The organism is Microvirga sp. BF8, from assembly GCF_059888585.1.
In genome coordinates this window covers 4312970-4326323 of record NZ_CM187619.1, presented here as the reverse complement: position 1 = coordinate 4326323, position 13354 = coordinate 4312970, and the positions used below count along the sequence as shown (strand labels likewise).

Sequence of the window (13354 nt, the reverse complement as noted above, 5' to 3'; positions counted from 1 at the left end):
GGAGTTCCTATCTAACGGCTCAGACGAACGAAAGGCCGACCGCGCATGCGTCTCCTGATTGCCCTGATCCTTCCCTGGCTGAGCTTCTTCACCATCGGTCGGCCCTTCGCCGGGCTGATCTGCCTGATCCTGCAGGTCACCATCGTCGGCTGGCTCCCCGCGGCGTTCTGGGCGGTCTATGCGCTCGGCCAATACAACACGGACAAGAAGATCGCGGCGGCGATCCGGCAGAACGGCCGGTAGGATCGGCGCGGCCTGTCTCCTTTTCGCGGCCGCCGTGATATTCTGATCGACGATGTTTGCAGAAGGGAATGCGCCCATGACCAAGCGTCTCAAGCTGCCTCATGACGGGATGGTGCTCGTCAGCGACGGCCGGAAGGCCCTGTTCCTGAAGAATTCCGGCGACGAGGTGCACTGGAACCTGACAGTGGCGAAGGTCATGGAGGCCCCCGACAATCCCCCGACGGCGGACCAGGGCACCGACAAGCCGGGACGCGCCTTCGCCGGAGGCGGTGCGAACGACCGCAGCGCCATGGAGCAGACCGACTGGCACGCCCTTGCCGAGGCACGCTTCGCCGGCGACGTGGCGACGGAACTCGAGCGCGCCGCCGCCCAGGCCAAGGCCGTGATCGTCGCCGCTCCGCCGCGCACCCTGGCCGAGCTTCGCAAGCAGATTTCCGCTCCCGTCAGGAGCCGCATCGTCGCGGAAATCAACAAGGATCTCACCAAGCACCCGGTGCACGAGATCGAGGCACATCTGCAGGCGGAAGCCTGAAGGAACCGGGGACGCTGCGGGTTCACCGCCCGTCTCCGCAGGGTGACCCAGCGAAAACCCAGACGATCGGCCCCATCCTGGGAATTGGTTGCGCTCGATCAACGACCATCAAGCTCGGCTGTATAGGCAAAGCCGCAGCGCAACGGTCTGCGCTACGGGCAAAGCCAGAAGATGAAGCAGCTTCAGCACATTCGAATCCTCTTGCCGTCGATCATCATCGGCATGGCCCTGCTCATGGTCGGGACGGCAGGCCTGCGGGCCTACGGCGCCTGGCATTCCCGCCAGGACGCGGCTCGATTCATCATCGTCAACGAAGCGGAAGAGCGTCTCCTGGCGGCCGCCGGGAGCTTCGCTATCGAGCGGGCGATGTCGGTGGTCGCGCTGGGCAGGGCGGAGCCGGCCTCGGCGAGCCGTTTCGAGGAGCTCGCCAGGCAGCGGGCGACCGGCGACAAGGCGGTTGCGGATGCCGTCGAGGCTGTCGGGAAAGCGCTCGCGACCCTGTCAGAGCCGGACAGGGTCCGGCGGGCCATGACCAAGGCCGAAGACGGCCATACCCGTCTGATGGCATTTCGCAAGCAGGTGGATCAGGAGCTCCGGGAACCTCTGACCGAGCGGTCGCGCGAGATCATCCAGGGTATCGTGCCGGCGATCACCCGCGCGATCGAGGATGTCAGGGCCGTCAGCACGTTCCTCGAGGTTCTGGCGGAGCCGCCCCAGTCCGAGATGGCTCATCTGGTCACGGTTCGGGCGGCGGTCACCGACATGGCGGAATATGCGGGCCGCGAGCGGGCCCATGTCGCGGGCCAGATCAGCGACGGCAACGCGGCCAGCATCGAAGCCATCCGGATCCAGGCGCGTCTGCGCGGCCGGGTGGAATCGGCCTGGGCCGGCATCGAGCCGCTGGCGCTGCGGCAGGATCTGCCGCCCTCGGTCATCAAAGCCGTCGGTTCGGTCCGCGACGTTTATCTCGGCTCCTTCGAGAAGACCCGTGAAGTGATCCTCCAGGAGGCTGAAACCGGGTCCTACTCGATCAGCAGCGATGAGTGGTTTCAGCGGGCGACGACAGCGATCAACACCCTTCTGGCTCTTGGGACGGAGTTGGGCATCGCCGCCGATTCCGTCGCGGAGGAAGCCTTCGCGCAGGCAAGCGTGGAGATCATGTGGGCTGCCGGGATATTCGTCCTCAGCCTGGTTGTCGCCGTGATCGGCCTGTGGATCGTCATCGGGCGTATCGTCCGACCCATCGCCGGTCTGACCGGCGTCATGAGCCGGCTGGCGGCAGGCGACCTTGTTGTCGAGGTCGCGGGGACGACGCGCGATGACGAGATCGGAGCCATGGCCCGGGCCGTCGCAGTGTTCAAAGTCAACGCCATCGAACGCGACCGCCTCGAGCAGGCGGCGCATGCGCAGGAACTCCGCAGCGCCGCCGAGAAAAGGCGTCTCATGGCTGAGCTCGCGCGGGACTTCGAACTCAAGGTCGGCGGCGTCGTCCAGTCTCTGACGACGGCTGCGACCTGGATGGAAGCCGCGGCGCAATCCATGACCCATGTTGCGGATCGAACACGGGGCCAGTCGGTGAGCGTCGCCTCCGCAGCCGAGCAGACCTCGTCCAACGTGCAGACGGTCGCCGCGGCCACGGAGGAACTGTCGATCTCGATCCGGGAAATCGCGGGCCAAGTGGCCCAGGCATCCGCAATCGCCGAGCGAGCGGTCGGGGACGTGGAGCGCACCAATGAGACCGTGCAGAACCTCGCCGCCTCCGCCGAGAGAATCGGCAATGTGGTTGCGCTCATCGACGGCATCGCCGATCAGACCAATCTGCTGGCGCTGAACGCCACCATCGAGGCAGCCCGGGCCGGCGACGCGGGCCGCGGCTTTGCCGTCGTGGCTTCCGAGGTCAAGGACCTCGCCGGCCAGACGGCGTCCGCCACCAAGGATATTGCGGGCCAGATCGGATCGGTGCAGCAGGCAACCGCGGACGCTGTCGCAGTCATCCAGCAGATTGCCGCGACCGTCACGGAGATCTCCCGGATCTCAATGGCGATCGCCGCCTCCGTCGAGGAGCAGGGCCTGGCGACGGCCGAGATTGCGCGGAGCGTTCAGGAAGCGGCCCGGGGCACCGAGATGGTCACCGGGAACATCGCCGAAGTCCGCCGGGGAGCCGGCGAGACGGGCACCGCGGCCACCCAGGTCCTCGGTGCTGCCCGCGAGCTTTCGCAGCACTCCGAAACCCTCAGCCACGAAGTCGAAAACTTCCTGTCGGCCGTCAACGCAGCCTGAGCCGGTTGGGGGGCGGCATTCCGCAATCCCCGCGCTATCAGGCCTTGAGGGCCGCATAAAAGATGTCCGGCGCTTCGATCTCCGTCGCTCTCCTTCCCTCCACGAGCAGGAAGCGCGTGCCGACGGTTTCGATGAAGCGACGGTCGTGCGAGACCAGGATGCCGGTGGCGTTGGCCGCCAGCATCTCGCTCTCGAGAGCCTCCCGGCCGGGGATGTCCACATGGTTGGTCGGCTCGTCCATGAGATAGAAGTTCGGCTCCGTCAGGCGCAGGGCCAGGAGGCCGAGCCGCGCCTTCTCGCCCGGCGAGAGGGTGCCGATGGCCCTTTGCTGCTGCGCGATGGAAAACCCTGCCTCCGCCAGCAGCGCCCTGCTGCGCTGGTCGCCAAGGCGGAAGGCGGAGAGGATGAAGCCCAGCGGCGTCTCCCCGGGCGGGATCCGCGACAGGTCCTGGTCCGTGTAGCCGAGCACCACGCTCGGGCTGACGCGGATGCCGGCGCGCCCGCCGGCATCGCTCACGGCGTCGTTCAACAGCCGGACGAGGCGCGACTTGCCGACGCCGTTGCGGCCGAGCACGACGATGCGGTCGCCCTGGGCGACCTCGAGCTTGCGGATCTCGAACAGCTTTGTCCCATCGGGTTTGCAGATCGCGAGATTCTCGAGCGCCAGAAGGACCCGCGCGTGGGTCCCGCGCGTGGAGAGCCGCACGTCGCCCGTGCGGTCGCGATGCAAAGCGCTCAGCCCCTCCTCCAGGGCATCGGCGCGTTTCTTCAACTGCTTCGCCTTGGTGAGCGCGAGATCGCTGCCGCTGTTGACGCCGATATTGCGTAGTTCGCCGGCGTTCTGGCGCAGGCGCTTGATCTCGCGCCGATCCTTCTCGTTGCGGTTGGCGAGGGCGGCATCGCGCTCGTCGAGCAGCATGCGGGCGCGACCGAGAGAATGGGCAAAGACGACCGATGTCTCGGGCCTGAGGAAAAGGGTTTTGGTCGTGCAGGCGTCGAGAAAGCCCCGGTCGTGGCTGGCGATGACCACCGGGACCTGTCCGGCTCTTTCCCTGATCCAGCGTTCGAGCCAGAACAGCTTTTCGAGGTCGAGATGGTTGGTCGGTTCGTCGAGGAGCAGGACATCGGGCTCATCGATCCAGGTCCGGGCGATGAGGGCCAGCCGCTGCCAGCCGCCGCTCAGGCTTCGCAACGGAAGGTGACGCATGGCCTCCGGAGCCTCGAACTCGTCGAGAACCATGTCGGCACGCCAGCCGTTATCCGCGCGCTCCGCGGGGCTGAGTCCGTCGAGGGCAACCTCGCGCAGGGACAGGTCGAGGAGCGCGTCCGGCACATCCTGTGTGACGAAGCCGATGCGAAGTCCGCGGGAGCGGACGATGTCGCCCTCCGTTGGCTCGGCGAGACCCGCCATGCAGCGCAGAAGCGTGCTCTTTCCGCCGCCGTTGCCGGCGACGACGCCGATGCGGTCGGCGTCGCCGAGGGTGAGCGTCAGGTTGCGGAACAGGGGAGCCGGAGTCAGGACGGCGATAGTGCGGAGGCTGATGGAAGCCATGATGTCGATCTCAATTCGGTCGGCGCGGCGGCCCTGCGGCACGCGTGGCGCGAAGTCGTGAACGTGACGTCGGCGCCAGAGCCTGTTTTCAGGCTTCGGTGCCGGGAGCCGTTCAGAGCTGACCAGAATGAGAGAGGGACGCAGGACGTGGTTCCCATATGGGAACATGCGTGTCGGCGAGGGTCCTGAGCGTCAGATCCGTGTCATGGTCCGCCCTGCAACAAGCTGCTGCAGGGCCTGCCAGGGGCCGAACATGCGTAGATGCATTGCTTCACACATGCAGCCCTCCTGTGGTTGGTGTGGATCGATGGGCGAGCTTATCCAGAATGAGCAGGCGATGCAACGTCGGCCGCCGCGTTGTCCGGCCTGCTCTTGATGAAGTCGACGAAGGCCCGCAAGGGAGCCGGCATGTGTTGGCGGCTCGGATAATACAGGAACGGGCCCGAGAAATTCTGCGACCACTCCACCAGCACCGGAACCAGGGCGCCGCTTTTCAACTCCTGCTCCACGAATCCCTCGAAGGTGGCGATCAGGCCGAGCCCCTGAACCGCGGCGCTGATCTCCAGGTCGATGCTATTGGCGATCATTCGCGCCGTGGGGCTGATCTTCACGATTTCCCCGTCGTGCTCGAACTCCCAGGGATGCATCACACCGCTGGCGAAGCGATGGCGGATGCAGGCGTGACTCAACACGTCCTTTGGATGGTGAGGGCGGCCATGGCGGTCGAGATAGGAAGGCGCGCCGGCGACCACGAAGCGCTGCACGCGAGGCCCGATCGGCACGGCGATCATGTCCTTTTCCAGCCGCTCGTCGTAGCGGATGCCGGCATCGAAGCCTGCGGCCAGAACATCGATGAACGTGTCGTCGACCGTGACCTCCAGGCTGATCCCGGGATGGGCAATCAGGAAAGGGCCGGCGATGGAGGGAAGAACAAGGCGCGCCACGGCGCCGGGAACGTTGAGCCGCAGCGTTCCCGTCGGGCTGTCGCGAAAGCTGTTCACCGCGTCCAGAGCGGCGGCCACCTCGCCCAGGGCGGGCGCCAGGCGCTCGAGCAGCCGTTGACCGGCCTCGGTGGGCGTGACGCTGCGCGTCGTCCGGTTCAGAAGGCGGACGCCCGTCTGCGTCTCCAACCGGCGCAGCGCCTCGCTCAAGGACGAGGCCGAGACCCCGCGCAGACGGGCCACCCTGCGGAAGCTTCGTGCGCGGGCCACGGCGGCGAAGACTTCGAGGTCGGCGAGATCGGGCCCAGCCATTGTTCAAAATTCCAAACACCCTGTTCGGACTATACCGGATTATCGAACGAGGAGGAAGCGCGCATACTTCGTCCAGGTGAGCGGAACGCCGCTCGCTCGGAATGAGGAGAACAGTGCATGCACCACCGTCAATTGGGCGCGACCGGCCCGCAGGTTTCCGCTCTCGGTCTCGGCTGCATGGGGATGTCCGGCATGTACGGCCCGGCCGACAGGGCCGAGAGCATCGCCACCATCCATGCAGCCCTCGAGGCCGGCGTGACCCTGCTCGACACCGGCGACTTCTATGGCATGGGCCATAATGAAATGCTGATCGGCGAGGCCCTCCAGGGCCGCAACCGCGATCAGGCCATCATCAGCGTCAAGTTTGGCGCCCTGCGCGACCCGGCCGGGAACTGGCTCGGATACGATGCTCGCCCGAAGGCCGTGAAGAGCTTCCTGGCCTATACCCTGCAGCGCCTCAGGGTCGACCATATCGACATCTATCGCCCGTCGCGCCTCGATCCCGACGTTCCGATCGAGGACACCATCGGCGCCGTCGCCGACATGGTGAAGGCGGGCTATGTCCGCCATATCGGCCTGTCGGAAATGGGTGCGGAGACCATTCGCCGGGCAGCCGCCACGCACCCGATCTGTGATCTTCAGATCGAATATTCCCTCGTCTCGCGGGGAATCGAAGACAGGATCCTGCCCATCTGCCGCGAACTCGGGATCGGCATCACGGCCTATGGTGTCCTCTCGCGCGGCCTGATCAGCGGCCACTGGCGGAAAGAGCAAGCGGGACCGGGCGATTTCCGCTCCTACAGCCCCCGCTTTCAGGAAGGCAATGTCGAGCGCAATCTGCAGCTGGTCGACGCTCTCAGGAATGTGGCCGAGGCCAAGGGCGTCAGCGTCGCGCAGATCGCCATCGCCTGGGTTGCCGCCCAAGGCGACGACATCATTCCCGTGGTCGGAGCCCGCCGCCGCGACAGGCTCGCCGAGGCCCTCGGCGCCCTGGATGTCAGGCTGACGAAAGAGGATGTGACGGCCATCGAGCGCGCCGTGCCCAAAGGCGCCGCGGCGGGCGAGCGTTATGCGGCGGTGCAGATGGCCCACCTGGACAGTGAAAGAGCGTAAGCGACGCAGGGTGCGTCGGATCCGAAAGCGATTTTCCGCTTGGGTCCGATCCTGCGCTCTCCTTCGCGTCGGGAGCATCGTCTGATGCGCTCGACCGCCCTGCGGTTTGATGAACCGGGAAGCGCCGCTGAAAATCTTTATCCGCCGCATGTTCGGGCGGCGAGGCGGCTTCTCCTATCCTCTGAAAAGGCTCTAGGCCTTGGACGGCCGTGGCCGCGTCCCGAAGATGGCGCTGCCGACCCGCACATGGGTGGCGCCCATCTGGATCGCGGCGTCGTAATCGGCGCTCATGCCCATGGAGAGCGTCCTGAGACCATGCTTCTTTGCCATCGTCTGGAGAAGCGCGAAATGCGGCGACGGCGGATCCTCCGCCGGGGGAATGCACATCAGGCCCTCGATGCTCAGCCCGTAGCGGTCGCGGCAGGCCGCCAGGAACGCGTCCGCATCGGCGGGCAGGACGCCGCCCTTCTGCGGCTCCTCGCCCGTGTTGACCTGGACAAGAAGACGCGGGGTCCGGCCCTGCCGGGCGATCTCCTTCGACAGCGCCTCGGCGAGGGACGGCCGGTCGACGGTGTGGATCACGTCGAAAAGCTGAACCGCCTCCTTCGCCTTGTTGGATTGCAGCGGTCCGATGAGGTGGAGCTCGGCGTCGGGATAGCGTTCCCGGAGGAGCGGCCATTTGGCCTTGGCCTCCTGGACGTAGTTCTCCCCGAAGACCCGCTGGCCCGCTTCCAGGACCGGTGCGATATCCTCGGCGGGGAAGGTCTTGGACACGGCGACGAGGGTGATCGAGGCGGGGTCGCGTCCGTAATCGGCGGCGGCGCGGGCGATGCCGGCGCGGACCTGTTCGAGGCGCTCGACGGGGGTGTTGTCGCTCATATGATTTCCCTGCACCGCTTTCCCGCGCGCGAAGCCGTTGACCGCGCGAATGAGCTGTGTCCTAGTCCGCGCCAACCCTGCGGCGCAAGCCGCGTCTTTTATTTGCAATGACGGTGTGACGAGAAAAATGAGGCCCGAGCGCTACAACGCCAAGGAAGCCGAGCCGAAATGGCGGAAGGTCTGGAACGACCGCGACCTGTTCAGGACACGGAACGAGGATCCGCGCCCGAAATATTACGTGCTCGAGATGTTCCCCTATCCGTCCGGGCGCATCCATATGGGCCACGTGCGCAACTACACCATGGGTGACGTGGTCGCCCGCTACAAGCGCGCCAGGGGCTTCAACGTGCTCCACCCGATGGGCTGGGACGCCTTCGGCATGCCGGCCGAGAATGCGGCCATGCAGAACAAGGTCCATCCGAAGGAATGGACCTACGCCAACATCGCCACCATGCGCGGCCAGCTGCAATCCATGGGCCTGTCGCTGGACTGGAGCCGGGAAATCGCGACCTGCGATCCGAGCTATTACAAGCACCAGCAGCGCATGTTCCTGGATTTCCTGGAGGCGGGCCTCGTCGACCGCAAGACCGCCAAGGTGAACTGGGACCCGGTGGACCACACGGTGCTCGCCAACGAGCAGGTGATCGACGGGCGCGGCTGGCGCTCCGGCGCCCTGGTCGAGCAGCGCGAGCTGACCCAGTGGTTCTTCAAGATCACGGATTACGCCGAGGACTTGAACGCCCGGCTCGACACCCTCGACCGCTGGCCGGAAAAGGTCCGCCTGATGCAGCGCAACTGGATCGGCCGTTCCGAGGGCCTGCTGGTCCGCTTCGCCCTGCGCCCCGACACGGCTCCCAACGGCGAGACCGAGCTCGAGATCTACACGACCCGCCCGGACACGCTCTTCGGGGCGAAGTTCATGGCCGTCGCGCCCGACCATCCGCTGGCCAGGGCCGCCGCTGCGAAGAACCCGGAGCTCGCCGCCTTCATCGAGGCATGCAAGCACCTGGGCACGGCGCAGGAGGCCATCGACAAGGCGGAGAAGCTCGGCTTCGACACCGGCATCCGCGCCGAGCACCCCTTCGATCCGGGCTGGACGCTGCCCGTCTACGTGGCGAACTTCATCCTGATGGAATACGGCACCGGCGCCATCTTCGGCTGTCCGGCACATGACCAGCGCGACCTCGACTTCGTCAACAAGTATGGCCTCGGCAACACGCCGGTCGTCTGCCCACCCGACGTGGATCCCGACAGCTTCATCATCACCGACACCGCCTATGACGGCGACGGCCGGATGATCCATTCCCGCTTCCTCGACGGCATGACCATCCCGGAGGCCAAGGAGGAGGTCGCGCGCCGCCTCGAGAGCGAGACGCGCAACAACCGTCCGGTCGCCGAGCGCAAGGTCAATTTCCGCCTGCGCGACTGGGGCATTTCGCGCCAGCGCTACTGGGGCTGCCCGATCCCGATCATCCATTGCGAATCCTGCGGCACGATCCCCGTGCCGAAGGATCAGCTCCCGGTGACCCTCCCGGAGGACGTGTCCTTCGACGTGCCCGGCAACCCGCTCGACCGGCATCCGACCTGGAAGCATGTCGATTGTCCGCGATGCGGCGGCAAGGCCCGGCGCGAGACGGACACCATGGACACCTTCGTCGACTCATCCTGGTACTTCGCGCGCTTCACCGATCCGACCCTGACGGACGAGCCGACGGACAAGAACGTCGTCGATCACTGGCTGCCGGTGGACCAGTATATCGGCGGCATCGAGCACGCGATCCTGCACCTGCTCTATTCGCGCTTCTTCACACGCGCCATGAGCCGGACCGGCCATGCCGGACTCGACGAGCCCTTCGACGGCCTGTTCACCCAGGGCATGGTGGTGCACGAAACCTACAGGGATGCCAACGGCGGCTGGGTGCTGCCGAGCGACGTGCGCATCGAGACCGAGGGCGGCGTGCGCCGGGCCTTCGACGTGACGACGGGCGCGCCCGTCGAGATCGGCTCCATCGAGAAGATGTCGAAGTCGAAGAAGAACACCGTCGATCCGGACGAGATCATCGGTTCCTACGGTGCCGACACGGCCCGGTGGTTCATGCTCTCCGATTCGCCGCCGGAACGCGACGTGATCTGGACCGAGGAAGGCGTGCAGGGCGCCGCCCGCTTCGTCCAGCGCGTCTGGCGCCTGATCTCGGAACTGGCGGACCGCTCGGGCAGCGGCGACGGCGCAGCTGCGGACGGGCCGATCGGCCTTGCCGTGCGCAAGGCCGCGCACAAGGCCCTCGCCGCCGTCGAGGAGGACGTGGAGCGCCTGCGCTTCAACCGATGCGTCGCCCATCTCTACGAATTCGCCAACTCCCTTCAGGATCTGATCGGTCGGGCGAAAACCGCCGACGAGCCCGGCCTGGCCGGAGCTTTCCGCGAGGCCGGGCGGATCTTCGTGCAATTGCTGGCACCGATGATGCCGCACCTGGCGGAAGAGAGCTGGGAGGTTCTCGGCGAACCGGGTCTCGTGGCGGAAGCCGCCTGGCCGGCGGTGGAGCGGTCGCTCCTCATGGAGGATTCGATCACCCTCCCCGTGCAGGTCAACGGCAAGAAGCGCGCCGACGTCACGGTGGCGCGCGATGCGGACCAGGCCGCCGTCGAAGCGGCTGTGCTCTCGCTTGAAGCGGTGCAAAAGGCTATGGAAGGAAGGCCCGCCCGCAAGATCATCGTCGTCCCACAGAGGATCGTGAATGTCGTCGCTTAACCTCAAGGGCCTTGCCCGTCTCGCTGTCGTGGCAGGCCTTTCATTGGGCCTGTCCGCGTGCTTCCGTCCTCTCTACGGCCCCACCGCCTCGGGCGAATCGCTGCAGACGGTGCTCGCCTCCATCGAGGTGCCGGAGCTGAAATGGTCCGATGCCCAAGCGCGCGTCGGCCACTACCTGCGCAGCGAGATCATCTACGCCCTCAACGGCTCGGGTGCGGACATGCCGAAGCGCTATGTCCTGAACCTTTCCCTCGGTCAGTCGCTCCAGACGCCCATCGTCGACACGGTGACAGGCCGGGCCCAGACCGCGACCATCGTCGGCAACCTGACCTACACGCTCACGACGAAGGACGGAGCCAAGCCGGTCACGACCGGCGTCGCCACATCCTACGCCACCTACGAACGCTTCCCGCAGCGCTTCGCCACCGTGCGTGCCGCCCGCGACGCGGAGATCAGGCTCGCGAAGGCCTTGGCCGATCAGGTCAAGACCCGCCTGGCGATGGAGCTCGCGACGCGCAGCCCTTAAGCCATGGTCGCGATCAAGGCCGGTGACGTGGAGGGGGTGCTGCGGCGCCCCAATCCCGGGATCGGCGTCTTCCTCTTCTACGGGCCGGATGTCGGCCTCATCAACGAGCGGGCGCGGGCCCTGGCCGAGCGCGCGGTCGACGATCCGTCGGACCCGTTCCAGCTCATCCGCATCGACGGCGACGACCTCGCCGCCGATCCCGCGCGCCTTGCGGACGAAGCCGGCACCATGGGCCTGTTCGGCGGCAAACGGGCTCTCTGGATCAAGGCGACATCGCGCAACATCGCGCCGGCGGTGGACATCGTGCTGAAGGGCCCGCTGCAGGAGACCGTCATCGTCATCGAGGGCGGCGATCTCGCCAGATCCGCGCCCCTGCGCACCCTCTGCGAGAAATCGCAGAATGCCCTCGCCCTGCCCTGCTATGCGGATTCCGGCCGCGATCTCGGCGCAGTCGTCGACGACGCGCTGAAGAGTGGAGGCTTCACGATTTCACGGGATGCCCGGACCGCCCTGATCGCGAGCCTCGGCGGTGACCGTCTCGCCACCCGCGGGGAGCTGACGAAGCTGATGCTCTATGCCCATGGGCAGCGCGAGATCACCCTGCAGGATGTGGACGCGATCCTGAGCGACGTGTCGAGCCTCGCCATGGACGCCGTCGTCGATGCGGCCTTTGCCGGTCAGGGCACGGATCTCGAGACGGGCTCCCGGCGCCTGGCGGCCGAGGGCGTCAGCGCTTCGACCGTACTCGGCGCCGCCCTGCGCCATGCGCTGATGCTGCTCACGGCCCGTCTCGCCATCGAGGACGGCAAGCCGGCGAGCGCTGTCATGGAAGGCATGCGCAGCTTGCACTTCCGACGCAAACCCCTCGTCGAGCGCCACCTGCAGCGCTGGACTTCGGACAGCCTGAAACTGGCCATCGCGCAATTGCAGGCCAGCCTTTTGGATACCCGTCGCCTGTCCGATCTCGACCACGTGGTGGTGGCGAAGACCCTGCTCGACCTGGCACGGGCGGCACGGCGGTAGGCCATCCGTCCACGCTCTCGTTGCAGCCGGAGCGGCGGACATGGGCAGCGGCATTGCTTCCCGATCACGCAACGCCGTGACCCGCTCTCTCCCGAGGCTCGCGAGACTCGCCGGCGCCGAGGCGAGCGCGACCGGCAGGACCACGCGACGTGGGGAAACCTCTTCCACCGATGGGGCGGATCGGGCACGAGGGCGCCCGAAGCTCCTTGTCCGGAAACGCCGGCGGTTGTGGGTTCCAGGCTCCGCTGACGTGGCCCGGGAAAGGAATGATGGCGTCCTGGGCATCGCGGGGATGGGCAGAATGGACCCTGCGCTGCCCTACCCCGCCGGGTTGAGCCTCCGGCACAGGCCGTCGAGCTGCTCCAAGGTCTTGTAGCGGATGCGCAATTCGCCGCCCTGGCCCTTGTGGTCGATGGAGACCGACAGGCCGAGCACGTCCTGCAGGGCCCGCTCCAGGGCGCGGGTATCGGGATCCTTGTCGGTCTTCAGTTTCACCGACTTGGTCTCGAGCTTGGCCGGCATCGTCTGGTCCGTCTGGGCGATCTCCTCCACTTGGCGGACGCTCAGGCCCTGGTCGAGGATCCTCTTGGCCGTGGCGACGGGATCCTTCACGGCGAGGAGCGCCCGGCCGTGGCCGGCCGTGATCTGACGGCTGACGAGCAGGGTCTTCACCGGCTCCGGCAGGTCGCTGAGCCGCATCATGTTGGCGATGTGACTGCGGCTCTTGCCGATGACCTTGGACAGCTTGTCCTGGGTGTACGAGAACTCGGCCATGAGCCGCGCATAGCCCTGCGCCTCCTCGATCGGATTGAGATCGGCGCGCTGGACGTTTTCCAGAATGGCATATTCGAGGGAGGTCTTGTCGTCGATCTCGACCACGACCACGGGCACCTCGTGGAGCCCGGCGACCTGGGCCGCGCGCCAGCGGCGTTCGCCGGCGACGATCTCGTAGGCATCCTGCGTCTTCGGCACCGGCCGCACGACGATGGGCTGGATGATCCCCCGGTCCCTGATCGACTGGGAAAGCTCCTGCAGCTCGCTGTCGGCGAAGTGCTTGCGGGGATTGCGCGGATTGGGGCGAAGAAACGCGACGGGCACCTTGCGCTGGCCGCGGCCGCGCTCGACGACCCCGATCTCGTCTCCCACCTCGCCGATCAGAGCGGCGAGACCTCTCCCTAAACGAGGCTTTGCTTCTTCTGCCATT

The 13354-nt window shown here is 66.6% G+C and carries 11 protein-coding genes; 7 read left to right on the top strand and 4 right to left on the bottom strand.

The window, feature by feature from the left end; all coding sequences use genetic code 11:
* The first annotated feature begins 45 nt into the window (after positions 1-45).
* The 3 genes from AC522E_RS20420 to AC522E_RS20410 all read left to right on the top strand — a co-directional run bounded on the left by AC522E_RS20420 (position 46) and on the right by AC522E_RS20410 (position 3055).
* On the top strand, positions 46-243 hold the full coding sequence (locus AC522E_RS20420; protein ID WP_500748054.1) for a YqaE/Pmp3 family membrane protein: 198 nt from the start codon (positions 46-48) through the stop codon (positions 241-243).
* A gap of 76 nt (positions 244-319) precedes the next feature.
* Positions 320-775 (top strand): host attachment protein, encoded by a 456-nt coding sequence (locus AC522E_RS20415; RefSeq protein WP_500748053.1) that lies wholly within the window; start codon positions 320-322, stop codon positions 773-775.
* Positions 776-946: 171 nt separating this feature from the next.
* Positions 947-3055 (top strand): methyl-accepting chemotaxis protein, encoded by a 2109-nt coding sequence (locus tag AC522E_RS20410; protein WP_500748052.1) that lies wholly within the window; start codon positions 947-949, stop codon positions 3053-3055.
* Positions 3056-3092: 37 nt separating this feature from the next.
* On the opposite strand, the gene AC522E_RS20405 is transcribed toward AC522E_RS20410, so the two are convergent.
* Together AC522E_RS20405 and AC522E_RS20400 are read right to left on the bottom strand one after the other, a co-directional pair.
* Positions 3093-4607 (bottom strand): ABC-F family ATP-binding cassette domain-containing protein, encoded by a 1515-nt coding sequence (locus AC522E_RS20405; RefSeq protein WP_500748051.1) that lies wholly within the window; start codon positions 4605-4607, stop codon positions 3093-3095.
* A 317-nt stretch (positions 4608-4924) separates the two neighbouring features.
* Positions 4925-5860, bottom strand: a complete 936-nt coding sequence (locus tag AC522E_RS20400; protein WP_500748050.1) for a LysR family transcriptional regulator — start codon at positions 5858-5860, stop codon at positions 4925-4927.
* 117 nt (positions 5861-5977) lie between these two features.
* Here AC522E_RS20400 and AC522E_RS20395 point away from each other — a divergent pair, with 117 nt between their 5' ends.
* Positions 5978-6973: an aldo/keto reductase gene (locus AC522E_RS20395; protein ID WP_500748049.1), complete on the top strand. Its 996-nt coding sequence runs from the start codon at positions 5978-5980 to the stop codon at positions 6971-6973.
* 192 nt (positions 6974-7165) lie between these two features.
* Here the strand turns inward: AC522E_RS20395 and AC522E_RS20390 are convergent, their stop codons facing one another.
* Positions 7166-7852: a YggS family pyridoxal phosphate-dependent enzyme gene (locus AC522E_RS20390; RefSeq protein WP_500748048.1), complete on the bottom strand. Its 687-nt coding sequence runs from the start codon at positions 7850-7852 to the stop codon at positions 7166-7168.
* Positions 7853-7979: 127 nt separating this feature from the next.
* Between AC522E_RS20390 and leuS the strand changes: the two genes are divergently transcribed.
* Genes leuS through holA form a run of 3 tightly spaced genes read left to right on the top strand, consistent with a single transcriptional unit; the run spans position 7980 to position 12150 of the window.
* Positions 7980-10601 carry a leucine--tRNA ligase gene (gene leuS, locus AC522E_RS20385; RefSeq protein WP_500748047.1) on the top strand — a complete coding sequence of 874 codons (2622 nt, stop codon included), beginning with the start codon at positions 7980-7982 and terminating at the stop codon, positions 10599-10601.
* Positions 10588-11127 carry an LPS assembly lipoprotein LptE gene (gene lptE / locus AC522E_RS20380; protein WP_500748046.1) on the top strand — a complete coding sequence of 180 codons (540 nt, stop codon included), beginning with the start codon at positions 10588-10590 and terminating at the stop codon, positions 11125-11127. Before leuS ends, lptE begins: the two co-directional genes overlap by 14 nt.
* A 3-nt stretch (positions 11128-11130) precedes the next feature.
* Positions 11131-12150, top strand: a complete 1020-nt coding sequence (holA, locus tag AC522E_RS20375; protein WP_500748045.1) for a DNA polymerase III subunit delta — start codon at positions 11131-11133, stop codon at positions 12148-12150.
* A gap of 318 nt (positions 12151-12468) precedes the next feature.
* Here holA and AC522E_RS20370 read toward each other — a convergent pair whose 3' ends face one another.
* Complete coding sequence (locus AC522E_RS20370) at positions 12469-13353, bottom strand: ParB/RepB/Spo0J family partition protein (RefSeq protein WP_500748044.1); 885 nt, start codon at positions 13351-13353, stop codon at positions 12469-12471.
* Between the last annotated feature and the right edge of the window lies 1 nt (position 13354).